General features: G+C 44.4%; 21 protein-coding genes. 3 read left to right on the top strand and 18 right to left on the bottom strand.

The features are described from left to right. Positions 1-54: 54 nt before the first annotated feature. The 12 genes from NUW02_01105 to NUW02_01050 form a co-directional block, all read right to left on the bottom strand. The gene (locus tag NUW02_01105; protein ID MCR4274634.1) at positions 55-1,299 is read right to left on the bottom strand and encodes a hypothetical protein; all 1,245 of its coding nucleotides are present in this window, start codon (positions 1,297-1,299) and stop codon (positions 55-57) included. A gap of 12 nt (positions 1,300-1,311) precedes the next feature. Next, positions 1,312-2,217 (bottom strand): pilin, encoded by a 906-nt coding sequence (locus NUW02_01100; GenBank protein MCR4274633.1) that lies wholly within the window; start codon positions 2,215-2,217, stop codon positions 1,312-1,314. A gap of 1 nt (position 2,218) precedes the next feature. Further along, the gene (locus NUW02_01095) at positions 2,219-2,932 is read right to left on the bottom strand and encodes a hypothetical protein (protein ID MCR4274632.1); all 714 of its coding nucleotides are present in this window, start codon (positions 2,930-2,932) and stop codon (positions 2,219-2,221) included. Positions 2,933-2,959: 27 nt separating this feature from the next. Next, the gene (locus NUW02_01090; GenBank protein MCR4274631.1) at positions 2,960-3,763 is read right to left on the bottom strand and encodes a hypothetical protein; all 804 of its coding nucleotides are present in this window, start codon (positions 3,761-3,763) and stop codon (positions 2,960-2,962) included. 7 nt (positions 3,764-3,770) lie between these two features. Then, entirely contained in the window at positions 3,771-5,699 is a 1,929-nt protein-coding gene (locus NUW02_01085) for a conjugal transfer protein TraC (GenBank protein MCR4274630.1), read from the bottom strand. A 3-nt stretch (positions 5,700-5,702) separates the two neighbouring features. Next, the gene (locus NUW02_01080; protein MCR4274629.1) at positions 5,703-6,374 is read right to left on the bottom strand and encodes a hypothetical protein; all 672 of its coding nucleotides are present in this window, start codon (positions 6,372-6,374) and stop codon (positions 5,703-5,705) included. 41 nt (positions 6,375-6,415) lie between these two features. Further along, positions 6,416-6,838, bottom strand: a complete 423-nt coding sequence (locus NUW02_01075; protein MCR4274628.1) for a PrgI family protein — start codon at positions 6,836-6,838, stop codon at positions 6,416-6,418. An 82-nt stretch (positions 6,839-6,920) separates the two neighbouring features. After that, positions 6,921-7,283: a four helix bundle protein gene (locus tag NUW02_01070; GenBank protein MCR4274627.1), complete on the bottom strand. Its 363-nt coding sequence runs from the start codon at positions 7,281-7,283 to the stop codon at positions 6,921-6,923. Positions 7,284-7,371: 88 nt separating this feature from the next. After that, the gene (locus NUW02_01065) at positions 7,372-8,010 is read right to left on the bottom strand and encodes a hypothetical protein (protein MCR4274626.1); all 639 of its coding nucleotides are present in this window, start codon (positions 8,008-8,010) and stop codon (positions 7,372-7,374) included. A gap of 34 nt (positions 8,011-8,044) precedes the next feature. After that, a complete protein-coding gene (locus NUW02_01060; protein MCR4274625.1) occupies positions 8,045-10,294 on the bottom strand; it encodes a hypothetical protein in 2,250 nt (749 codons plus the stop codon). A gap of 177 nt (positions 10,295-10,471) precedes the next feature. After that, a complete protein-coding gene (locus NUW02_01055; protein ID MCR4274624.1) occupies positions 10,472-13,501 on the bottom strand; it encodes a hypothetical protein in 3,030 nt (1,009 codons plus the stop codon). An 8-nt stretch (positions 13,502-13,509) separates the two neighbouring features. Then, entirely contained in the window at positions 13,510-14,499 is a 990-nt protein-coding gene (locus NUW02_01050; GenBank protein MCR4274623.1) for a thrombospondin type 3 repeat-containing protein, read from the bottom strand. 58 nt (positions 14,500-14,557) lie between these two features. Here NUW02_01050 and NUW02_01045 point away from each other — a divergent pair, with 58 nt between their 5' ends. Then, positions 14,558-15,691: a peptidoglycan-binding protein gene (locus tag NUW02_01045; protein MCR4274622.1), complete on the top strand. Its 1,134-nt coding sequence runs from the start codon at positions 14,558-14,560 to the stop codon at positions 15,689-15,691. On the opposite strand, the gene rsmA is transcribed toward NUW02_01045, so the two are convergent. From rsmA to NUW02_01025, 4 genes are all read right to left on the bottom strand, one after another. Beyond that, a complete protein-coding gene (gene rsmA / locus NUW02_01040; GenBank protein MCR4274621.1) occupies positions 15,672-16,472 on the bottom strand; it encodes a 16S rRNA (adenine(1518)-N(6)/adenine(1519)-N(6))-dimethyltransferase RsmA in 801 nt (266 codons plus the stop codon). The two genes, NUW02_01045 and rsmA, sit on opposite strands and share 20 nt — an antisense overlap. A 61-nt stretch (positions 16,473-16,533) precedes the next feature. Beyond that, entirely contained in the window at positions 16,534-18,495 is a 1,962-nt protein-coding gene (locus NUW02_01035; GenBank protein MCR4274620.1) for a UvrD-helicase domain-containing protein, read from the bottom strand. Between the two features lie 274 nt (positions 18,496-18,769). Continuing rightward, a complete protein-coding gene (locus tag NUW02_01030) occupies positions 18,770-19,042 on the bottom strand; it encodes a hypothetical protein (protein MCR4274619.1) in 273 nt (90 codons plus the stop codon). A gap of 56 nt (positions 19,043-19,098) precedes the next feature. Further along, complete coding sequence (locus NUW02_01025) at positions 19,099-19,287, bottom strand: hypothetical protein (protein ID MCR4274618.1); 189 nt, start codon at positions 19,285-19,287, stop codon at positions 19,099-19,101. A gap of 411 nt (positions 19,288-19,698) precedes the next feature. Here NUW02_01025 and NUW02_01020 point away from each other — a divergent pair, with 411 nt between their 5' ends. Continuing rightward, a complete protein-coding gene (locus NUW02_01020; protein ID MCR4274617.1) occupies positions 19,699-20,715 on the top strand; it encodes a M23 family metallopeptidase in 1,017 nt (338 codons plus the stop codon). 206 nt (positions 20,716-20,921) lie between these two features. On the opposite strand, the gene NUW02_01015 is transcribed toward NUW02_01020, so the two are convergent. Together NUW02_01015 and NUW02_01010 are read right to left on the bottom strand one after the other, a co-directional pair. Further along, a complete protein-coding gene (locus NUW02_01015; GenBank protein MCR4274616.1) occupies positions 20,922-21,461 on the bottom strand; it encodes an ORF6N domain-containing protein in 540 nt (179 codons plus the stop codon). A 41-nt stretch (positions 21,462-21,502) separates the two neighbouring features. Next, entirely contained in the window at positions 21,503-23,065 is a 1,563-nt protein-coding gene (locus NUW02_01010; GenBank protein ID MCR4274615.1) for a YifB family Mg chelatase-like AAA ATPase, read from the bottom strand. Positions 23,066-23,279: 214 nt separating this feature from the next. Between NUW02_01010 and NUW02_01005 the strand changes: the two genes are divergently transcribed. Continuing rightward, positions 23,280-23,522, top strand: coding sequence for a hypothetical protein (locus NUW02_01005; GenBank protein MCR4274614.1), 243 nt, complete (start codon positions 23,280-23,282; stop codon positions 23,520-23,522). The last annotated feature ends 311 nt before the right edge of the window (positions 23,523-23,833 follow it).

Below are 23,833 nucleotides of genomic sequence, written 5' to 3'. Positions count from 1 at the left end.
CAAAAAGATGGACTTCTAATTTAGAAGTCCATCTTTTTAAAATACTAAACAAAGTTATTCTACGGGTTGGGCGGAAAAATCAACGAGCCACAGCCGGCCGTCTTTTTTATTTGTGAATGAAAGAAACCCTCCACCAGCACTCACCCCTATATCAATCATGTCGGCACCACCGGAAATTGTGTCGTGTGGGTCGAAAATGAATGTTGCATTTCCTGTTTGTGTATCAATTTTCCAAAGCTCGTCAGAAAACGACACAACACCTTGATACCACACATCAGGAAGCCCTGTTTGAATTTGAATATCAGGAATGGCGCAATACAGGGTTCCCGCCCCTACCCACGCACATTTTTCTGGAAGCGTGCTGAAAGAAAGTGCGGTTCTTTGTTTTTTCATAACATCATATATAAAGAGTCGCATACCGGCTTGTCCTACGGATCCAAAAAGAACACGCAATCCGTCTGGAGAAGGGTGTGCTGTTAATGCGGTCGTGCTGCTGGCGATGCGGTCAAAGGTCTTCGTTGTTGTGTTAAGCAAGAAAGCGTTTCCGTTAGATTGAGAGGACGGTGCCGTTGTTAAAAGAACGGACGATGCTCCACTCCACGAGGTTTGCCATTGTGAAAAAGGGTGTAAAAACACACTTTTTGTAATTTTTTCACTCAAAACATACCCAACACCACCAGCATTTGTTTTTGTAAGATAAAAAGTTTTTGGAAGTGTTGGGTGAATAGAAAGAGATACAATGTCTTTTGGCAGGAATGATCCAGATAGAAGTGATCCGTTGTCCAAATTTGCGCTTGATGTTGCAATGGTTCCTAAAAATGTTTCTATAGAACCGTCCTCAGTAAGATAGCGTAACGCAACGGTTGAAGCGTTGTTTCCCCACAATGCCTCACGAACGCGAGGAACGGTAGTGTTTGAAATACGAGTCGTAAGCCCCGTTGAAAGTGAGTAGTCAAAAATGTGTCCTGTTTCTCGTTCAACATAACGCACCAACATATCGGTAGAGGTGCCATGTGTAATGATGGCAAATGTGGAACCAGCAACTACTTTTTCAGAAATAGCGGTAAGAAACTTTTTTTGTTGTACACCAGTGTCGGGTGTTTGTCCGTCTGTGCTCGTTGCGCTGGGACGTATTGGTGTGATGTCTCCAAAAAGTCCAAACGGGTTAAATGTTTGAGTTCCCTGTTGTGTACCGTCTCCCGTCGTTGCTAAATCATTTTTCGTAAAAAACCACCACACACTCCCTGCCAAAAAAAGAGCGACAACAAATACGATTATAAAAATAACAATTTTTTTCATACACTATATTTATTAAAAACGACACGTTGTTCCAATACACGCATGCCAGTGTGAACCCCAATTGCTACCCGGATTTGCGGGCTCATCCCAGAACTCACTCGTTCCATCAGTATATACTTGTCCGCCACCGACCACCTTCACTTTTTGCAGGCCCTCAAGGTAGGTGGTAATAGGCGGTGTCTGGCCGTTTATTATTTTTTTACTAAAATCATACATAGGTTTGTCTGGTCCGTGTGTTGTGTGACCCCGCTCTGTTCCACCTGTGATGTTTATGTTGCATCCACAGGCTTCAGCCAAAGCGACAAGTTGATGTGCAACAGGTGTCGACATGTCACCAACGTTTATACAACTTGGAGCCCCTTGTCCAGGAGTACAGGCGGCTTGATTTACGGTGATATGGTTAGCATCTAAATATGCACGAGCACTGGTTTCCATGGCGGGGTCGGTTGTTCCATCCCCTCCAGGGGGAGGAGGCGTTCCGCCCCCACCCCCGCCACCTGGTGCGGGTTCAATTGCTCCTAGTGTTTCAAAGATTCCAAAGTTAACAAGTTGGGGATTGATGACCTCAAGAATAAGCACAGAGCTAAATACAAGCACGAGCCCTCCTAAAATACTCAAGAATGCTTTTTTTGCACCCTCTTTGTTTCCAACAATGTCGGATGTCATGTAGATGACTCCGTTGTAGACAAACATAAGAATGGCAAGTGTTACGGCAATACCCAGACCTATTCTAAAAATGGTATTGAGATATGCACCCACCCCACCTCCCGCACCAGGTGTTACCGTCTCTCCAAGACCCGGAATATCATTGACAAGAAGTGTGTATGGTTCTGTTGCGGCATGAATAAAAAAGATGGGTACAAGGAAAACGACAAGAGTTAAAACAAAGACAACATTTTTTCTAGTGAGTATACGCATACTATTCAAAGGTAACGAGAATACTAGTACTTGCTCGTTGAAGAATTTGAGCAACATGATTCATGGAAAGTAACATGATGATGGAACGAGGTTCATCACTTTGTACAACAATACTTGGACCTTTTGCATCAAGAATTTTTTTTCCATTTGCTGACCACGAGTATGCAAGCGAGCTGTCGTTGTTAGTATTTGCTGAGAAAAAATACGGGTATACCTCAAGTGCTATGTCCTTTTTTGTCGTTGTGAGAGTTTGAGGAAGTGCGTGTTCAAGAGCAACACCTTCCAGTGGTTTATTTTCATAGAACCTAATGACTGGATTTATTTGTTGAATTTGAAGCGCCCCAACAGCTCTCGCGTTTCCGCTAGAAACCTCAACAACAACGAGTGGTATGTCTCCAAATTGTGAACCAGAGAAACTAAAAGAACTTTTTCCAACACCAGAAAGAGACCCCTGCACTTGCCCATCTCGTTTCCATGTGTAGGTGAGAGCGTTTGGATTTCCCAACGAAGCAGGAGGAAGCGCTAAGACGGTTACTTCCCCACCAATCGGATAGAGTGCTTTTCCTTTATAAAAAGGTGGAATATAAGAATGCGCTTCCCATATCATTTCAACTGTTGGTCGGATAATTTCTGTAGTAACGTTTATTTGGGCGTTGGCAACAGCACCAAAAAGAAAAAGAAAGACAAGGATGGCTGTTTTTTGAAGCGTTGTCATACCTTTATACTAGCACTCTTTTATATTTTAAGCGGTTCCTTTTTCTTTGTTTTCCACAGGACCAGTTGGAGGAGAATGGTCGGTGAGAGGCTCGTTGTACTTTGATAGTGGCTGACTAGGTGCACTTATTCCCTGGCCACCACCTCGAATGAGTCGTAGGCGTTCACTTGCAGGGTTTTGCTCCCACTCCTCTCCACCAGTCGCCTTTATTTGTGGTTTTCCTACTCTAAACTTTAATTTCTGCCAAGGGTTTTTAAATGTCACCTTTGCCCCACCATCTCCATAATTGTACTTTTCGGTTGGCTTTAAATCCCTCATCATTCCCTGAGGATTCGTTTTTGTCGCTATACCAACCTTTTTTTCTTTCATTTTGGCTAGGCGTTCTCGTGCCCGAGTTGCTCGTTCGGGATCGGCCGCTCTACGTGCAGCCTTTCTTTCTGTTCGTTGTGCTGTTGTGGACACTTTCCCTTTTGACATTTTTCCAGCTGCCAAACTTGCCAAACCGATTCCCGTTTTGTCCTCAATGTCAGTTAACACAATCATAATAATTGTTCCAGTTGTTATAAGGGGAAGAGCACTTACAACAGGAATTGCTTCGCCAATATACTCAACGGCGGTGGTTACAATTCGTTTTGGGCTTATGAATGATACGCCGAGTGTCTTGAACCAAATATAAAAAGTGATACCCGCCCCTCCAATGGCCAAGAACTGTCCAACAACAGGGATAATGCTGATAAGATCAAAAATAATTGCGGTTCCAATCAACAAGTAGCGTGTTGTAGAATCAATTCGTTTCGGTTTTTTATTTTCTTGAGAATCATTTTCTGACATAGCCGGGTTATTCTACGTTTTTCATATCCACAGCCTGGGTGAGAAGCTCGTTTTTGTGTTGTTCAGATTGTGATACTTTTTCTGCAAGAGGTTCAACATCACTTGTTTTTACCACGTCACTCTCTTTTGTTGCCTGTAATTCTTCTCGTGATTTTTTGAGTGCAAGAAGTTGTGACGGGTCCGAGGTAATAATTTGGTCTTCGGTATACGATGCAATACTTTTTATTGCCACGTGCTTGAGTCCAGCAAAGAAAATGCCCTCCCCGCGCTCAGATTCAAGAAGCAAGAACTTTTCCTCGTCGGTGAGGTTAAATGTTTGTTGCACGAGATCAATAGACGACGGAGACTGTTTTAAGAGCAACTGAATTGAAGAGTTGGTGATAATTGGAAGTCCGTATGGGGAACGTAGGAAGTCCCCAACATCCTGCGTGATGGTGGCAATGCCGAGGAAGTACTTTCGTCCACGTTTTGCCAACCCAAACAACAACGATGCGGTATTTTCATCCTTCATCATGAGCCATGCCTCGTCCACCACAAGGAGGCGCTTTTTGAGTGTACGGCGTACTGCACTCCAGATATAGTGTGTAATCAAATACATAGCAACCGGCTTGAGCTCCTCTTCCATGTCACGTACAGAGAACACAATAAATTTTTTATTGATATCCACGTTAGTTGGTTGGTTGATGAAGCCAGACCACGTTCCTTTGGTGTACTTTGAAAGTCGTTGTACGAGCGATTCTCCACCGTTCATACCCGCAAGCACGAGTTCAAAATCAGACAAAAGGGGTGGCTCAACACCCGCAAAATCGTGTTCTCCAGTAATATCTTTGAGTGCATACACTTCAGTAATAGCTCGGTCAATAATGGCATCCTCTTCTGGCGTGAGCCCACCAAACATAATACGGAAGAGTCCCACAAGTGTAATAATGTTTGAACGCAATACGTTTGCTGGGGTTTCATCTTCGCGCACTGGAGGTAGGTCAAAGGGATTGATGTGGTGTTGAGATGTAAGTGAAATATCAAAATAGCGTCCACCCATAGCATCAACCATAAATTCATACTCACGCTCTGGGTCAATTACAATAACTTCGGTGTCAAACATGAGCGTACGAAGAATTTCCAACTTCGTTGCGTAACTTTTTCCTGCCCCTGATGTTGCAAACATAACTGAGTTGTAGTTTGGCATAGAGAATCGGTCAAACAGAATGAGTCCAGAGTTGTGGCGGTTCACACCATAGAGAATTCCCTGATTTGATGAAAGATCAAATGACACAAATGGAAAAAAGCTTGAGAGAGGTGCTGTGTTGAGTTTGCTGTGGATACCAAGTTCGTCGGTTCCCACAGGAAGCACGCTCTTGAATCCCTGCTCTTGTTGGAAGAGCGCGGGTTTGAGATAAATAAGACGTGATTCAAGAAGTGAGCGAATTTCTGATTCTGTTTTATCAAGGTCACTCTCATTTTCTGAATAGATGGAGATATACAGTCCAACATCAAATAGTTTCTCAGTTGCTTGTTGTAGTTGGTCACGAAGTGATTCAAGATTTTCATAGGCACTATCAAGCATTGGGTCACGCACCATTCCCTTATCTTCGCGCATGTGAATTTGGCTTTGTACTTCTGCAACACGCTTTCTGAATTCTTTGAGCACTTGTGCGGTATCAACAGGAATAATAGAGATAGAGAGATCAAACACCTTGTCCATGTTGATAACTGGTGAAAGCCAATTGTCTGGAAGAAAGCGTGGGTATGAAATAGCAAAGAACGTTCGCACCACCTTGTCCCCAAGGTTGAGTGCGCGGGGTGTTATTTTGAGAGCAGATGGTGCAATAACGTCTTGGAGTTCAAGCACACCAGCCTCGTAAATATCCTTTGGAAGCACGGGGGTAATTTGTGCCGCCTTTTTTGGTTTTCCTTTTATAAAATCAAGAATTCCCATATATTATTTTTGAACCCCCTGAAGTCCTTGCAGAACAATAGGTTTTTCTGAGTCGCCAGGATTAAACATTTTGTAGTACAACTCAACAAGCTCTTCAGTTCTTAGTTGTGTTGAGCGAATGCCCGTACGCGCAAGGTTTTGTGTTACAGCGGTAACGCGTTGTTCGAGCTGACTGCGACTCTCTTCAAAAGCGGTAAGTTTTTGTTCGGAATTGGTACGATTCTTTTTTCCAAAGAGCCCCTTGAGTCCACCGAGAACACCGCCCTTTGAGGCACTCACAATTGCGCCAGTGTAGGGCACCACAATATAAAAATATTTTGTCATGATGCTCACATTCTCGGTGAATCCTTTCACAAATTCAATGTACTCACGTGTTTGCACCTTAATGAGGTCAATTGTTTGTTCCTTTAGTTGGTTTTCTAGCAAGGCAATGTATGGGCGAATATCAAGTCTGCGGGATTGCACGAGTATCTGAATGGGAAACTCAATAGAGTTCAACATGTTTTGAAATTGCATGATGATGGCAGATTGCTCATCTTCAGATTTGAGAGCAAAGTTGAGAGATGATGCAAGAAGGACAGCACGAAGAGACCCATCTTTGAGTACAACAACACCACTACGAATTTCTTTGATGGGCACGAATGCCTGTGTCGATTCGGCTTTTGGTTGGGCCATAATGTATATATTGTAGCCGAGAAAGTGCGTCTCACCAACACTTACAGTGGTGATTCCCCGCCCCCATTGAGTGAATCGTGTACATCCAAACTCCACGCAAGGTCGCGCAACTTACTATCTGCGATGCGGGGAACAAGCATACCGGACTCCTGTGTGCCATCTTCTTTTTCTTTGGTAACTTTTTTCGGCATTTTTTTCCAAATATACAGTTTATGCCCGAGAGAGTATCGAAGCGCTGACTCAATGAGAGCAATAAATGGTTCGTTGTTCACTTTATAGAATGCAAGCGCAACACCAAGTCCGACAACAACACCAATAAGTGGAATGGCAAGAAGAAGTGGTAGAAAAACCCAAATAACCACCGAAAGACCAGCACTACCCGCAAGATAGATGAACTGTTTAAAGGTGAGTGGTCCGAACACCTTGTCTTCTATGTCAATGAATTGAGGGACTTCAAATTTCATGGTAGGACACGAAACATGTAACACGAAACATGTAACATATTTTTGTTGTGCATTATATGCTACATGATACACGTTATATATCTTATGTCATATGTGAAAAACTTGACCACAACATTTTACCAATCTCATCCCCCATTTGGTACAGTTTTTGATGTGTTTCTAGAGATATCCACTCTCTGTCTTTAGCAAACTGCACAAGATACATGGATTCTTTGAGTGAGCCATAAGAAATCTTAAGAAAATGAGCAAGCTCCCTTTTACCATGACGAGCGTATCCCTCTGTATAATTTAGGGCAACAGATAGTGTTGCTCGACGCAGTTGACTTGTTACACCAAAAATCTCGTCTCCGGGGAATGTTTTAGTTGCATCATAGACACTGTGCACAAAAGAGTACATCAATGTTTGAAGTTTTTGATGAAATGTTTCCGGTGAGTTTTTGTTCACCAGTATACAATAACTCCCTGTCCTAAATTTTTTCTAAAACTTCTTGTTTCAAGCTACATGTTACATGCTTCGTGCTACATGCTACATGTCACTCAGTTGGTTCGCGGTACGGATCTACCACCTTTTGTGTCACAGGTGTTGGTGGCGTACTTTCTTTAATGGTTGTCGTTGTTGGAGGCATGCGGAAACTTTGTTCAAGTTTTGTTTGTACAATATCTTTTGGAAGTGTGCGGGTTAGTCCAGGGGCTGTCTGTGGTTGTGGTGTGATTGGAAGATTTGCAGGAGGTACCGCTTGTGATACTGGTGCTTGTACGGCGGGTTTTTGCGGGTAGATAACGGTTGGGGAGTGTTGTTGAGACGTTGCTGGTGCGACAGGTAGTTTTTCGGGGGTTGCTCCGTGTTCCCCAGTTGGAAACATCTTCATCAAGGACTCTCTCACAGGAAGAAAAACTTCCTTCTCTACATCAATAACAAGTTTTTCAATAGTGATAAGGGGAACATGCAGTCGGGTGGTAAGGTTCGCAATAAAGTTATTTGGATGCTCTAAACCAAGTAATATAAACATAACCTCATCCTCAAACAACCCCCCGTCGTCCACTCGCAGATTATTTTTGGTTATGATATTTCGCACACGACCCAAAAGATCAATCTCCGTAAATGCTTTTTGTAAAGCAGGAGGAAGCTGGGCAAATTTTTCTTTGATGATTTTTTGAGATTCTTCGTTCATACAATGTACTATATTAACCACCACAGATCTCCCTCTATTCTGGGCTGTGTGGGTTTCCTAGCTGTGGCACTGGTCCCCCCGGCGCCGCCGGTGCCGGTGTCTTCACTTCAGGTTCTTTCGCGTCCTTTTTTTCCGCCTTCAACTTTGCGATTTCTTTGGCGAGACTACCTTTTTCTGAGTCCTCTAGTCCTTTTCGTATTACTCTTACTCCCGCATCATGTGTTGCTACAACTACTGAAGTAGCATACTCCTCACCCAATTTTCGTAGGGCCGTTGCGGTGGTGGTTTTTTGGGCTTTTTCAATTTTGCCCCGTGTCTCCATTAGTCCAATCACATCCAATATGTTTTTTGATTTAGCCCCAGTCACCGTGCCATCCGCACCTTTTATACCGTTCTTGTATTCCTCAAGGTTTTTCTTGGCGTCTGTTACTTCCTCTTCAAGCTTCCTCTTCTCATCTGAACCCTCTTTTGCAATGTCTCTTCGGTTTTCAAGGTCTTCAATATATTCTTTTCGCAGTGCAATTATTTTCATTGTAGTGTTAAGCTCTGTTTCTTCTGCAAGAGTAAGCTTTGCACTTGCTTCAGCAAGTTCTCTGCGCTCTTTTGATGGGCCACCCCTCATTTCAACAAGCGCGCTTTTCTGTATAGCAAGATTGTCATTTGCCTTCTTTATGTCATCGTCACTTGCGCCCTCTTTCGTTTTCTTCGAAACATCTGCCTCGGCTTCTCGTACTGCCACCTCTTGTCCTGCTATTGCTCTGTTCTTTGCGTACATAGTAAGACGCTCCTCCTTCCCCTTACTTCGTGCTTCGCGTCTACCAATCAGACCACCTTCACCAGCAGCTTTTCCAGCATCAAGGCTAGCGGCAGCTTTGAGACCCCGTGTATCAAAACTTGCCTTTTGTGTCCAGTTTCCTGCCGCAGAGAGTGATTGGCCAACACGTTTTATGAATGGGTTTGTTGACTCTGCCAACCTTCCAACCCTCCCAGATTTTGCCAACCCTTCTCCGGCGCGTCCAAGTGTTTGTCGGGCGAGAAGTGCTCCGCCTCCAAATATTGCGCCACCCGCCAGTTTTGAACCCAAACCAGCAGCACCCTTTCCTGCATCACTTGAAACTTTTTTAGCAACAATGAGTGCAGTAACAAGGAGGTAGATGACGATGATATATTTAACAATAACTTCAGCGCTGCCAGCAACAAAGTTTGATAAATCAAGACCCTCAATACCAGTACCATTAGGATCAAGGGGACGGGCTGCAAAATCTTGAAAATGGGGGTCATTAAGTATTTTGAATACCACTAAGAGCATTGCAAAAAAGATTGGAGCAAAAAATGCTTGACCCCACAACGCTTCCCACCACTTATCCGCTTGAGATTTGAGCTGAGGAATAAGCCCCCCCATAAATGCTATTGGTGAGGTAACTATCAAAATAATAAAAATAACCATTCGCGCCAAGAACATAAATGCCATGATGAGAAAAATAAACATGGCAACGAGCACAACAATGATTCCCATGGTCACATTGGTCAACAAACTTCTATCTGCCGAGTCGGGTATTGCGACAGCCCTCCCCTCTTTTGTGAGTTTTCCATTTAGAAAAGAGGTCATGTGCAGGCTGTTCATTATCCCCCCCGCAAGTCCCGTAGTATTCATGTTAATACCCTCAGGAGGTGTAACACCTGCTACGGGTTCAGAGATTTTTTTCGTAGCAACATAAAGTTCAAGAGTGAGAATGTTTGATGTGTCTATAACAACCTTGGTAATCATCATGCTGAAGTTGATAAACAGGGCGGCCAAGAGAATTTTGGGAATGAGTTTTGTGTTGAAAGATGAACTAGACCATGAACCAAGTATGGTATTAATTCCCACAAAGAGAAGTGCAAACACAAAGACAATATTCATGAGGTCTCGGATAATTGTCCAACCCTCATTTATTCCGTTTGTTCCGGAAATAAACTGACTCATGTTTACTATGGAGAACTGAATACTGAAATCTAAAAGAGCACCACTTACCGCAAGAAGTATTCCAAGTATTTCAAGAACAATATAAAGTATCCACGCAACAAGGATTCTTGGCTTTGTTATGATATCCCAAAAGCCACCACTTTCTTTGTCCTCTGCGCCCGTCCCCTCAAGGTTAGGATTGTCTGGAAGAAGTACACACCCAGAACCCATGTGCATGTCCACGTAACCTTCTCGTGGCGGGTCACATTCGTATGCGTGTGCCTGGGTTGGTACGGAGAATGTGGTAAGAACAGCAACCACAAACAGAAGTGGCAACACAAACTTAATCCAGCACTTTTTTTGCGCGCTTTTTGCCCCGCGAGATAATGTCGCTTGGCAAAGTTCTGGACTTGGATTTTTTTTACCCCACGTGAACATATTTTTTAGAGTTACACACTTTTTGATTTGCTTCATTTTATGTACCTCAACCGTACCACCCCAATCTTAAAACTCCACCTAAAAAGGAACCACACATGGAAACACCGGCAACTGACCTCCTGGAATTAGTGTAATCGTGCCACCACCGATGGGCACCGAGTATGCCTCATATACTTCTGTTGCCGTTGTGTCGGCGAGGAAGTAGACCGTTTCACTATCACAACTTATTTTAAACTCTTCCTGTCCTGGCTGTACCTGCACATTCTCGCCAGCGTCCATTTGTTGGCTGATACGCAGTGCTCCAGCGCTCGCGCTTGGTGTGGAGAACAGCTCCCACAACCCAATAGATGTTCGGCCTGCTTGGTAGACGACACGCTGACCGTCTGGCGAGAAATCAAAATTCTTCACATCATAGTCAAACGGCAAGGTGTGGCTAATGCGCGTAACAGCACCACCCGTGATTGGCACGGTGTACAGTTCATAGTCTAGGTAATTACGAGCACTGGCACTGTACGCCACGTACCGGCCATTCTGCGAGACCTTAAAGAAGAGTACGTTTCCGTCGGCCACAAGTGGTCCAGAGAGTTTCGTGATTCCAGAACTCGCTTCTTTATAGAGTTCCATCTGTCCGGGGGTGTCGCGATCGTCAATAAAGAGTCGTAGTGGCGTCGGTGTTGCGTCAGCATTAACAACAACACTTGCGGTGGCCGTTCCGCCTGTTCCTGTACAGAGAATTGCAAATGTTGTTGCCGAAGCTATAAGGTCGTCTGAGTCATCACTTCCCGAAGGTGCACTGCCGACGATTTCAAATCCTGAATCTGAGCCCGCTGTTACTGAACACGCTGTTGCACCAGTGGAACTCCACGTCAGTATTGTTGGGCTTTGTGGGTTTACGGGGTTTGGAGAAGCGGTGAGGGTTGCTGTTGGTGCACCACCGATAGTAACAGTTGCACTTTTGTTTGCTGCCCCACCCGTTCCTCTACAGCGAATTGCAAACGTTGTAGTTGCGGTGAGATTAAACGAGGTATCGCTTCCTGATAGTGCGCTACCAGTAGAAAATCCTGCATTTGAGCCCTGCGTTACGTCACACGATGTTGCGTCCGTTGAACTCCACGAAATAGTTGTGGGAGTTCCAGAGTTCACTGGGCTTGTTGCGGTGAGTGTTGCTGTTGGAACAGGGCCTTCACACGTTGTTGTTCCCCAAGGAACACAACCGCTGCCATCATCATCACCACTATCCGCGGTGGTTGCCGGACCGGGTGTAAATACAACATTCAGATCTCTCCATGTCCAACCATAGGGGGCACCCTCATTACCCTCAGCATTTTCTGCACCACCGAGCACTATTTTAAAACCACCCTTGCCCTTATGTTTTCCAAAAGGAGGATTACTCTGCAACACATTAATACCCTGGCCGTTAGTGCCGGTGTTTAGGCTTGCAACAGCAGAGCCATTAATTTTTAACGACATTTGGCCAAAAGCGCCGGACTCAAAACCCCTTAGGCCCGGGTTGTAATCTACTTCAACGCGATATGTCTGACCAGCAACAAAAGAAAAACGAGAACCATTGTTTAGTGTTGCCGCACAAGGACTTCCATTGACTAGATTAACACTTGTCTTAAAGGCCAGTTGTCCTCCGTGTTGTCTTGAAACAAGTTCAACCACATCGTTTTGCCCCCAACCCGTATCTCTGTGAAGCCAAAAAACATTGTATTGGTCACCAAGAGATACCGGACATTCGGGTGTGGGTGGATCGACCGGAACACATTGATATTGGTCACCAACGGTTACAGTAAACGAAATTTGTACACGTGAGTAGTTTTGTTTTACGCCCATGTTGATAGGAATCTCTAAGCTTGGGTTTGAAGGCGTTGAGGTAAATGGCAAGCCAGTTGCAGGGTATTGGCTTGATGGAATTCTTATCGCTTGACCAGGTACTCCATCGGAAAGTGGGTATATTTCCCACAAATTTTCTGGCAAACACATTTGAAAATCACCACCCGTATCAACCCCAGGTATTTCAATCTCATCAAGACTTGGAAGGTCTGGATATGTGTCGTCGAGGAAATCGTTCGGGTCGTATCCCGCAAGACCTTTTTCTCCGAGAAGAACATCGCGTACCAAGAAGGCAACAATGGCCGTTATCATTTCATTAAGTTCATCTGCAAAAGACAGTCGCTCCATAGAAAGTCCAGTTGTCTTTGCAACCTGCTCTTGAATATATGAACCAGGGGTGACTGTCCGTGGTTCATCACAACCAACATCATCTGCACCAGCGGGAGTATTGGCGTTTTCATAATCCTCTGCTGTCATATCAACCCTTGTCCCGTCAACCATCGCATAACACTGTTGCACCTGCTTAGACAAGTACCCCGCCCCTTGGGCTATATCTTTTGTTTGTTTATCTGTAGTTGCTAAGATTTTTATTTTCATCTCTCTGTCCGCTTCAAGGTATGAGCCGTAGGGATTGCTGTATGGGTTGCTTACCAAATCTACCCACCCATTCCAGCCACCGTCATAAAAGTTTCCACCAAGAAATCCCTCAACGTTCCCAACCGCCTCTGTGAGCGAACAGCTCCCTTGATATCTCCCGGAACTTGTTTGGTATGACTGCATGAGGGCGAGCTGGACATCAAGTTTAAACGGAGAACAAAGCAGTGGAATTTTGCTTTCAAGATATAACCCTATCTGTTTATCAACAACATCGCGCATGTAGGAGTCCAATTGAGTAACAAACACGGGGTTTCCTTCAAACCCACTCTGTGCCCACCTCGTGATGCTCTTTATCATGTCCTCAATAATTACGTTTACAACACCATAGAGAATACAGTCAAGCATTTTTTTCACAGGAGTTTCCGCCGTTCCTGCGGGCACTGTCGCAGATGGCAAAATTGCAACAACACCAGATACATATTTCATTATAAATGCAGTTATAGCACACGCTGCAACCGTGGAAACAAAGCCCTTACCAAGCTCGCCAAGAGGCAGTGATCCTGCTTGGACACGTTGTACTTGCATGCCCGTAGAAAGAGATAAACCAACGGGTGTTATGACAAAAAGCACAACGAGGAGAGTAACGACTATTTTTGTATAAAAATGAGAGAACATGTACAGAACTAGTCCATAGTAACAAGTAAAAACCCGTCTTCAAAGTCGGTATAGGTGATATTTTGCGCAACAAGATACGTTTTAATGGCACGAAGTGCGGCAACTCGGGCGTCGTAGTTTGTTTGGTATGTTTGTAACACGGGAATAATAGCCACGGAGTCGACGGAGGCGGTCTGAAGTTGTCCAAGTATAGTTGCTGTTATTTGTGTTGTATTAATAAAATCAAGGTAGCTTGCGGAAATGTCTCGTGGGGTGGCAATACCGCGTAGCTTGGCAACAACATCTTTGTAGTGCTGAATAACGGGGCTCAGTTTTACAAAAGAGGCAACGTTTCCTGTTTTTGCAAACTCTTCAAATACAAAAAATTCGTTATTTTGTTCGGACACAGTAACCTTAAGCGCTCCTGCAACAGTGTTTCCATAGGTATGTAACTGTGCAGTGGTTGGTGTTTCAATAATACTGAGGTTGCTTAATTGAAATTGTTTCTGGTTTGTGTCTGGTGCCTGTTCAATCACACTTCCGAGCGTTGAAGCGATGTGTATTGCATCTTCTTTCGTGAGAGGAATTCCCGCAGTTTTAAATGCAATAACTTGTTCAAAGAGTGCTCGAGAAAGAGCATCGGTTTTGGTGATGTTTGTACCCTGTTCAAAATAAGAAAACATACTGCTCGTTGCAGAATTAAGAATTTGTTCTCGTGTCGTCTGTATTTCGATTTTTTTATTTCGCACTTCTGCAAGGTCACCAATTCCATCTCCATTCGAGTCCGTCATTTTTGGGTCGGTACCCCAAAGTGCCTCCTCCCAATCTTTGAGTCCGTCTGCATCAGAATCTATTTCGGTAACAATGGTACCGCTTACCACCTCATTTTTGAGCACGCCCTGTTGGGTGGTTGATGGTTTTATTTTAAAAAGAACAACAGAAGCAATCACCGCGATAGCAATTATTCCGAGGGCAAAAATACGTTTGCTTGGTTTGTGTAAAAAAGAATCAGGTTGCATAGAATAAAAGTGTATACCCCACGTATTATCATCCTTTATTCTACGCTATACTATATATATGTCCACGCACAAAAAGGCTTTTTGGGGCACGCCCTCCAGCGCACGTCTGGTATTGGGCGCCAGTTTTTTTATCGGTGTATTTTTTTTGTTGCTGTCCGCCCGTGCTTCTGCGGAAACGTTTTCCCGCAACCTGCGTCTCGGCGACTCTGGTGGTGATGTGTGGCAGTTACAAATACTTTTGAATCAAAACACAGTAACGCATGTTGCGGAAGCAGGCGACGGGTCTCCGGGGTATGAAACGTCGTATTATGGTGTGCTGACCGCTGATGCGGTACGGAGGTATCAGGAGCTGTATCGCGAAGAAATACTTATACCAGCTGGATTAGTGTCAGGAACCGGTTTTTTTGGTCCAAGTACGCGTGCGTTTATAAGTGATACACCTACTATTGTCATTGAAGATATGGGCACTGGCAGTACTATACCTGCTGAAGTGGGCCCAGATGCAAAAACAAAAGAACTATTTACCAGTATTGTGTCGCGCATGAATTTGGTGGTTATTTCTGATACAGAGATGTTGATGGCAAGAAAGGATACGGAGATTGTCCCAGAAACCATTGCGAGTCCGCCGACGACAAGGGCGGTGATGGATCTCGTACAAAATCAAAATGAAAACAATGTTGAAATACTCATTGCCTTTTTGGATGAGGGAGGATATTTGAATGACATGGATTCAAAAACAAAAGATGCTGTTAAGAACCAAATTCGTAAAGACTCAAAAAAAGATATTATTGAATTAATACAGTCCTCGGACGACATTACTTGGGCGATTCCTCAAGCACAAAAAACAGGGAACCTCCTTTTTCGCTTCTTAACGTCGGTTGTTACTATTTTAAAACCAAAAGAAGCACTTGCCGTCAGCCTACTTCCTTTTGGTGGAACTATTTATTATCGTTTCTTCTGTTATTACAGCGACACATGGGCAATCGTCATTGCTCCCCCGGGCATGCTCACACCTGCATGGGTCGGGTACACATATGCTCAAGGATATGCGAACTGGAATATGCCCTTTGCGTCGAAGACAATAGGATTGTATGTACCAGGAACCCAAACCTGTTATATCACATACGAAGGTGAGCCACTTCTTATTCCAACCATGGGGGTTATATCATTTATTACAGGGTCGGATTTGTAGTTTGAGATAACGCAAGCCAATCATCAACCGACAATTCCTCCGCACGCTCCCTCGCGGAGTGTCCGTGCTCCGTCAAGAAACGCGAAAGCGTTTCTTTTGGTACCAGGCTCGCAAGATTCGGGACGAGTTGTTTTCGTTTGTGTGCGAAGCCAGCTTTGACGAGTGTAAAAAATTTCTTTTCATCACCACCTGCAAATTTCTTTTTTGAAATATCTGAAATGCACAACACGGCCGAATCAACTTTTGGTGCAGGAGAAAAATATTTCTTTGACACATTCATCACAATCTTCGGTGTGCCATACGCTTTCACCGACAGTGAGAGAATACTTTCTTTTTTATCACGTGCTACAATTCGTTGTGCAACTTCTTTTTGTACAAGTACCACAATGCGTTCTGGTTGTGGTCCGTGTTCAAGAAATAATTCTAAAATTTCTCCCGTGATGTAGTAGGGAATGTTGGCAATGAGCTTGTAGCTCGTAGCTTGTAGCAGGTAATGAGAAAAATCAACAGTGCGAATGTCGCCTTGAATCAGTGTTAGTTTTTTTGATGCAATCTCTTCTGCAAAAGTTTTTTGCAACAATACAATAAGTTCACCATCTTTTTCAATTGCAATAACAGTGCATCCAGTATCAAGGAGTGCTCGTGTAAGTGCTCCCTTGCCTGGTCCAATTTCAAGAACGGTGTCTGTTGCGGATAAGGAAGCCACTTCAACGATTTTGCTAATCGCAAGTTTAGATTTCAAAAAATTTTGTCCAAGTTCTTTTTTTGCACGGTGTGCCATGTTTTTATTTTGCAGGAGTCTTGCTTCTGTACAGAAGCAAGACTCCTGCAAAGAATATACCTTAAAAATCTATATCCAAAAGGCCTTTTCCAAAACCTCCTTGGGGTTTCCACTCATTTGTAGGGGTAACATCTTCCACAAGCTCACTATCCATTTCAGTTATAAATCGTGACGGTGTGTTGATGGTTGGTGTTCCGAAAATGGTGCGGATAAATGCGTACGAAAGATGTGCTTGGTGTCGTGCACGTGTGAGTGCAACATAAAAAAGTCGGCGTTCCTCCTCGCGTTCCTCGGGTGTTTCGCGCGTCTCACTTCGTTCATCGGGAAAGAGCCCCTCTTCAAGACCAGAAATAAAAACATGAGCAAATTCAAGCCCTTTTGCAGCGTGAATGGTCATAAGTTTCACCGATGATTCGTCATTGCGGAGTGCGTCTTGATCACTTGCCAGTGATGCGTTTTCCAAAAATGTTGAGACGCCCTCTTCTGGTGGAAGAGTGTCATATCGCACCGCGAGTGTGGCGAGCTCTTTCATGTTGGCGAGACGTTCAATGTCGTCATCACCTCCATGTATGAGGTCTAATTCAATTCCACTTTCTTTGATGACAAATTTAACTACCTCGGATGGTTTGTGTGTGTGGGTGTATTCCGCAATGCGTCCAAGTAGCGCACGAAATCGTTCAATCTTTTCTTTCATCTTTGCTGGCAAGTCATGTTCTTGGTATGAAAGAATTTTAAGGAGTGTTGTTTTTCCAATACCGCGCGCTGGAACATTTATAATTCGAGAAATAGCGGTTGTGCTGTCTGGATTAAGTGCGGCAATAATGTACGAGAGAATATCCTTCACCTCTTTTCGTTCAAAAAAACGTACACCAAGCATTTGGTATGGTACGTGCGTGTTGAGAAACGCTTCTTCAAGTACGCGTGACTGAAAGTTTGCACGAAACAACACGGCGATTTCGTTTGCGGGAGTACCAGACGCAATTAATTCTGCAGCACGCGCAGCAATCCACATTGCTTCGTCATTTTCATTTGCCGCAGTGTAGAGTTCTATTTTTGCTCCATCAGCACTGTTAGTAAACAAATTCTTTTCTTTTCTAAATTCATTTTGTGCGATGGCGCTATTTGCTGCAGAGAGAATTGTTTGTGTTGAACGATAATTTTCTTCCAACATCACAACTGTTACGTGGGAGAAATCTTTTTCAAATCGCGCGAGATTGCGCATGTCGGCACTTCGCCATGTGTAAATGCATTGGTCGTGGTCACCGACAACACAAATATTCCCATGTCCGCTCGCGAGTAGTTTGGTGAGTTCATACTGCACCGTGTTGGTGTCTTGATACTCATCAACGTGAATGTGTGACCAACGCTTCTGGTAGTGTTCAAGAATATCTGGATTCTTTTTGAGGAGTTCCAATGTAGAAAGAAGTAAATCATCAAAATCAAATGCTTTTTCTTTTGTAAGCACCTCGGCGTATTTCTCCCACACAGGAACAACGAGTCGCTCAAAATAGTTGAGCCCACTTTTTTCCTTAAACTTTGAAAGTGTTGTTGCCTCGCCTTTGTTTTTTGAAATAACGGAGAGAAATGCGTTTGGTGAATGTTGTTTGGGATCTAATCCGAGGTCTTTTACAATTCGTTTGATTGCCGAAAGAGAATTATCGCGGTCAAAAATGGTGAAGTACTTTGTCACACCAAGACGTGTCACATTTTCTCGCAAGATTTTGACACCGAGGGAATGAAAGGTTCCCACAAAAGGAGAGGTGGTAGCTGGTATGTGGTAGCTGGTATGTAGGTCGGTTCCAAGGAGATGTCCAACCCGTTCGCGCATCTCGGTCGCCGCTTTATTGGTGAAGGTAATGGCGAGAATCTTCTCGGGAAGGACACCACTATTAATAAGGTGGAGTATGCGGGTGGTTATGACGCGTGTCTTTCCTGTCCCGGCACCAGCAATAATCATAAGAGCACCGTCAGTATGTGAAACAGCTCGTTTTTGTGCAGGATTGAGGCTTTCAAGGTAGTGCATGGACGCATAATAGCATGGTGGCCAAATAGCAAATATCAAATGGCAAATAACAAAATACAAACAAGAGTAGAAAGTAGTAAGTAGTAAGCGGTAAGAAATGACCAATAACCAAGCACCAATAATCAATGAAAATACGAAATTCGAATATCGAAATCCGAAACCTAAACGAGTAGAAAGTAGTAAGTAGAAAGTAGAAAAGAAAAACCGCCGACCGAGCACATGCTTGTGCATGTTGCTTGGCCGGCGGGCGATAGTGGTGGCAGAGACGAGAATACTAATCGATTTCCCCACCGTCGACGTTGACCGCGGCGAGGTCTTCGAAGACCATCGTCGCATAGAAAGTTCCGCGGGGCCCTGAACCTTGCTGGATAGGGCCTATGAGCTTCCACCGGGCGGACATCTCCTTCTGGAAGAGGGCGATGTTCATCAGAACTCCCGCAAGGTCGTTGCTCACGGCGACGGCAGTATGGCCGTGGACAACGACATGACCCCTGTTTTCCACATACTCGATACTCGTGACGCCGTCGTCACTCGTCTCACTTCTCATGCCTACAGTCTCCTTTTTGAGCCAACTCGGGCAGGATTGCCCAATTTGAATCGAGGTTACTTCTTACGGAAGACCTCCACGCCGATGCCGAAAATCATCAGGGCCATTCCCACAGTCAGCCGGGCTGTGATGGCCCATTCGTAGTGGGCGGTCTCGTTGCCGTACCAGAAGATGGCAACTGTTTCCAGCGCCGCAAATCCGGAGAGACAAAAACCGATGAGGAAGGAAATTCTTGACAGGTGCATGGGACATCTCCCCTTGTTTTTGAGCCAACTCAAGCGAAATGCTCGGGTTGGGTACATTCAGACGCTATTATATACGAATTATAGTATTTGTCAATCCTGCCATGTGTCCAAAAAGTTACATTGGAAATGTTTTTTACAATGAAAACATGTGTGATGTCAATAGTCCACGGGGTGTCTAAAATCCAAAAAACGGCTCTGTAGAGCCGTTTTTGACATAATTTTTATCCACGGAGTAGTCCACTTCTTTATTGCCCCTTTATCTCCATTCCCGTAGAATTGTAAGGGTTGCAGAAGTGAAGAATCCTCCCACCTTGGTGGGAACGCCAGACAAAGCAGGATTACCATTAACCTCACCATATACTATCTCCCTATCGTGATTTTGGCTCGTCCATTTCTTTTTTGACGAGTCGGATGAAACACGGTTTTCAGTCACAGCGCTTCTGGCGTGGTTTTGTTTTTCGTATACTCGCCACGGTGCTTCCTTTCGTTTCATATGGGGCCTTGCTGGGTATCTATGGTTTCTTGCCGTCAGTAGGTGCTCAAGAGGAATTTCCGGGAATTCACCTTACATCGCTCAACATACCCCTTTTAGAAAGCACAGGAAATCCCAATCCAAAGTTTGCTGTGGCAACACATTCCAATATTATCTACGGTGTTGCCCTTGCATACAACGACAACCCAATAGCTGATGAGCGACGACTATCAGCAACATCTGACCAAATTTCCACATATATCGTCCGCGAGGGTGACTCTCTTTCCACGATTGCGGACATGTTTAATGTTTCCATCAATACCATTCGTTGGGCAAATGACCTTTCAGGAAAATCACTCATTCGACCGGGCCAGACACTCGTCATTTTGCCAGTTACAGGAATTCAACACATAGTGAAGAAGGGTGATACGGTAAAGAGTATTGCCAAGAAGTACAAGGGTGATTTGGATGAAATTTTGCAGTATAACGGTATTGAGATTGACTCCGCCCTTGCCGTTGGAAGTGAGATTATCATTCCTGATGGTGAAATTGTTGCCGTACCGTCAAAAAGCTCAGTTGGTGGGGCGTCTCGTGCATATGCGGGTCCCACATACGCGGGATACTATATGCGACCAACAAGGGGTATTAAGACTCAGGGATTGCATGGAAATAATGGTATTGACATTGGCTCTCCAGCAGGGACGCCGATTTGGGCAGCGGCCGCGGGGGAGGTCATCGTTTCTTCAAGTGGTGGGTGGAATGGTGGATATGGAAACTACGTGGTTATTAAGCATGATAACGGAACACAGACGCTGTACTCCCACAACAGTAGTAATGCAGTTTCAGTTGGTCAGACCGTGGCGCAGGGTGATGTGATTGGTTATGTTGGCTCAACAGGACGCTCAACTGGCTCGCATGTTCACTTTGAGGTTCGTGGAGCAACGAATCCGTTCTAAAGAATGGTAGCTGGTATGTAGTAGATAGTATGTAGGTAGAAAGTAGAAAGCACATGAGAAAAACAGTAAAGAAATTCTAGGGTGGAGCCGGTAGTGAGTGGGGTCACGCACTACGGGTTTTGATCTAGAAATACCCAAAGCATAAAAACCGCCAGTGATGGCGGTTTTTATGCTTAATGACCAATTTCAAATATCAAAATTCAAAACTATTTGGTGTTTGGTTGAAATCCAATTGGATGTCTTGGCGGGTCTGGTTCGCGCATCATCTGCTGAATTGCCTCAAACACAATTCTAAACCGTTCGTCGTATTTTTTCTCTAGCTCGATAAGTCGTTGCAAAAGCTCTTTGTGTGTGGAAAGTATTTCCCGAAGATGCACAAATGCGCGCATAATGACAATATTAACTTGCACCGCCCTTGGGCTACGAAGTATTCCAGAAAGCATGGCAACTCCCTCCTGAGTAAATACGAACACTGGCTTGCGTCGGCCACCCCACGACCTTGAAGTCACAAACTGTGACTTCAAATATCTAGAACCTGATGTTCCACTTTGGAATATCAAGTTCTCCTCTTTGGTGAGTTGAAACATAAAATCTTCTGGAAAACGCTCCATATTTCTTCGGACTGCTTGGTTGAGTACTTTTGTTGTTACTTCATATAATTCTGCCAAATCACTATCGGTCATTACTCGTTTATTGCGAATGAAGTAAATTCGTTCCGCAAGTGTTTCTAAGGTAAGTGCTTTCATATATTGTTTGTCATTTGCTATTTGTCATTTGAAATTTGTTATTACATTCCAGCTCCAAACATTTTCGGACGATATTGGAGCGCTTCAAGAATGTGATGGCGTTCTATGTGTTCTGTATTTTCTAAATCGGCAATGGTGCGTGCAATTTTAATAACTCGATGGTACGCACGTGCTGAGAGGTCCAACTTTTTTGCTGATGTGTTGAGAATGTCGCGGACCTCTTTTGTGAGAGGCGTGAATATATCTAGGTCCCGCACATTCATATCGCTGTTTTTTCTACGGGTAGTGTTTTCAAATCTTTTTGTCTGTAGAGCTCGCGCAGACAGTACACGTTCTCGCACAACAGCGCTTGCTTCACCGTCCCCTCCACGAGAAAGGTCCGCGTGTTCAACCGGTGCAACCTCAACCCACAAATCAATTCTATCCATCACTGGTCCAGATATTTTCCGTTGGTAGTGAAGAAGAATATGGGGTGAGCAGGTGCACGCGCGCCCACTTCCCCATTTACCGCACGGACAAGGGTTGAGTGCGGCGACCAAGAGTGTATCTGCAGGAAATTGCGCACTTCCGCGGACGCGAGCAACAGACACGACGCGGTCTTCAAGTGGTTGTCGCAAACTTTCAATCACGCGCCTATCAAATTCAGGAAATTCATCTAGGAAAAGAACACCACGATGTGCAAGCGTAATTTCTCCGGGCTTTGGAAATGCACCCCCACCAACGAGTGAAACATATGAACTCGTGTGGTGAGGTGAGCGGAACGGTGGGTGTGTGACGGTGTGTTCTTTAAGTAATCCTGCAACAGAATGAATCGCTGTTACTTCTAACATTTCATCAAATGAGAGTGGTGGAAGAATACCCACGAGTGCTTTTGCAAGGAGTGTTTTTCCTGTACCGGGCGGACCCCACAGTGCGATGTTGTGTCCGCCTGCGGCGGCGATTTCTAGAGCGCGTTTTGCCGTTGTTTGTCCGCGCACATCTGAGAAATCAATACTGTGTTGTGCAACCGTTGGAATGTATTCTGTCTCGGGTGTTGTTGGTATTTTTATTTTAGGAATATCATTACCGTCATCATCAGGATTTTTCTTTTCATTGAGATGAACAATGAGTTCTTTGAGTGTGCGTATACCAAACACGGAAATCCCTCGAACAAGCGCAGCCTCTGCCGTGTTGTCGCTTGGCACAAACACCTCCGTGAAACCCATTTGTTGTGCTTTGATAACAAGAGGAAGAACACCACTGATGCGCCGAACGTCCCCATCAAGAGAAAGTTCACCGAGAAATAATTTTTTCTCTGGATTAAAACGAATATCGTCTTGTGAACGCAGATATGCAAGTGCAATGGCAACATCAAACAATGGCCCTTCTTTTTTGATATCGGCCGGTGCAAGAGAGATAACTATTTTTTGGTTGCGACTTTTGGGCGATTCAAAATTGCTATTTTTTATTGCGGCAGATACGCGGTCGCGAGATTCCTCAACCGCCTTGTCAGGAAGTCCCACAATTGAAAACGCGTGAAGACCATTAGAAACATCCACCTCGACGGAAATAATATGAGCCGCGAGTAGAGACGTTTGGGCACTGTATACTTTTGCGAAGGACACGCCAAGATTTTATCCTTTTGAGATAAAGGAAGGATAAAATCTTGGAATAACCAAGGGCCAAGTAACAATAACCAATGAAAATCCGAATATCGAAATTCGAAACAAATACCAAGGATAAAATCAGTAGTATGTAAAAAGTAGAAAGAAAAATTGACAGTAATGTATCTTGCGAGTATGTTTTGTGTAGATTCGTACAGACTCGAAAGGAGAAATCATGAAAGATGGACTGGTTGATGTGGTCGTCGGTCCCATGAACCAAGAGCAGATTGCCGAACAGATTGCGTGGCAACTGTCTCAGAGAGACCTCTCGTTTCTGAGAATTGACATTGTTGTACAACACGACGGAACGTTGCGCGTAATGGTTGGTATAACTCTAGAAGATTACCGCAAGGGCGCGAAGATTATTCCACCGCCCTTAGACCAAAATGAACTTATTTGGTACGATTCTGACGGTTGAACAACACAGCACCAAAAAACTCCGCCATTCTTTCAAAGAATGGCGGGCTTCTTTTTAAATTGACTATGTGGTAGTGAGCGTATACACTCGCGATAGATTTGTTGCTTGCTAAGGAGACACACATGACCAACGTTGCGAAGTTGTTTAGAGAGGTCAACGCAGAAGAGAGGCGACTCAACGAAGCTCTTAGGGAAGCGCGCTCCAAGAAGCTCAACATTGCTCGCAAATTCAACTTTAAGTGTCAGAGGTGTAACAGTCGTCGACCCCTCCACCAGTGGGCATTCATTCAGAAGATGAATTATGTTTCACCT

This window comes from Candidatus Campbellbacteria bacterium, from assembly GCA_024653945.1.
Classification (GTDB): domain Bacteria; phylum Patescibacteriota; class Minisyncoccia; order Phycocordibacterales; family EsbW-18; genus EsbW-18.
The sequence above is the reverse complement of the archived record's forward strand: the minus strand, read 5'-3'. Positions and strand labels throughout refer to the sequence as shown.

Coding starts and splice junctions, on each gene's coding strand:
- NUW02_01025 (MCR4274618.1), bottom strand. CDS start 19,287: ATGCACCTGTCAAGAATTTCCTTCCTCATCGGTTTTTGTCTCTCCGGA.
- NUW02_01030 (MCR4274619.1), bottom strand. CDS start 19,042: ATGAGAAGTGAGACGAGTGACGACGGCGTCACGAGTATCGAGTATGTG.
- NUW02_01035 (MCR4274620.1), bottom strand. CDS start 18,495: ATGCACTACCTTGAAAGCCTCAATCCTGCACAAAAACGAGCTGTTTCA.
- NUW02_01080 (MCR4274629.1), bottom strand. CDS start 6,374: ATGGCCCAACCAAAAGCCGAATCGACACAGGCATTCGTGCCCATCAAA.
- NUW02_01020 (MCR4274617.1), top strand. CDS start 19,699: ATGAAACACGGTTTTCAGTCACAGCGCTTCTGGCGTGGTTTTGTTTTT.
- NUW02_01055 (MCR4274624.1), bottom strand. CDS start 13,501: ATGTTCTCTCATTTTTATACAAAAATAGTCGTTACTCTCCTCGTTGTG.
- NUW02_01045 (MCR4274622.1), top strand. CDS start 14,558: ATGTCCACGCACAAAAAGGCTTTTTGGGGCACGCCCTCCAGCGCACGT.
- NUW02_01050 (MCR4274623.1), bottom strand. CDS start 14,499: ATGCAACCTGATTCTTTTTTACACAAACCAAGCAAACGTATTTTTGCC.
- NUW02_01075 (MCR4274628.1), bottom strand. CDS start 6,838: ATGAAATTTGAAGTCCCTCAATTCATTGACATAGAAGACAAGGTGTTC.
- NUW02_01015 (MCR4274616.1), bottom strand. CDS start 21,461: ATGAAAGCACTTACCTTAGAAACACTTGCGGAACGAATTTACTTCATT.
- NUW02_01100 (MCR4274633.1), bottom strand. CDS start 2,217: ATGCGTATACTCACTAGAAAAAATGTTGTCTTTGTTTTAACTCTTGTC.
- NUW02_01085 (MCR4274630.1), bottom strand. CDS start 5,699: ATGGGAATTCTTGATTTTATAAAAGGAAAACCAAAAAAGGCGGCACAA.
- NUW02_01090 (MCR4274631.1), bottom strand. CDS start 3,763: ATGTCAGAAAATGATTCTCAAGAAAATAAAAAACCGAAACGAATTGAT.
- NUW02_01065 (MCR4274626.1), bottom strand. CDS start 8,010: ATGAACGAAGAATCTCAAAAAATCATCAAAGAAAAATTTGCCCAGCTT.
- rsmA (MCR4274621.1), bottom strand. CDS start 16,472: ATGGCACACCGTGCAAAAAAAGAACTTGGACAAAATTTTTTGAAATCT.
- NUW02_01105 (MCR4274634.1), bottom strand. CDS start 1,299: ATGAAAAAAATTGTTATTTTTATAATCGTATTTGTTGTCGCTCTTTTT.
- NUW02_01095 (MCR4274632.1), bottom strand. CDS start 2,932: ATGACAACGCTTCAAAAAACAGCCATCCTTGTCTTTCTTTTTCTTTTT.
- NUW02_01005 (MCR4274614.1), top strand. CDS start 23,280: ATGAAAGATGGACTGGTTGATGTGGTCGTCGGTCCCATGAACCAAGAG.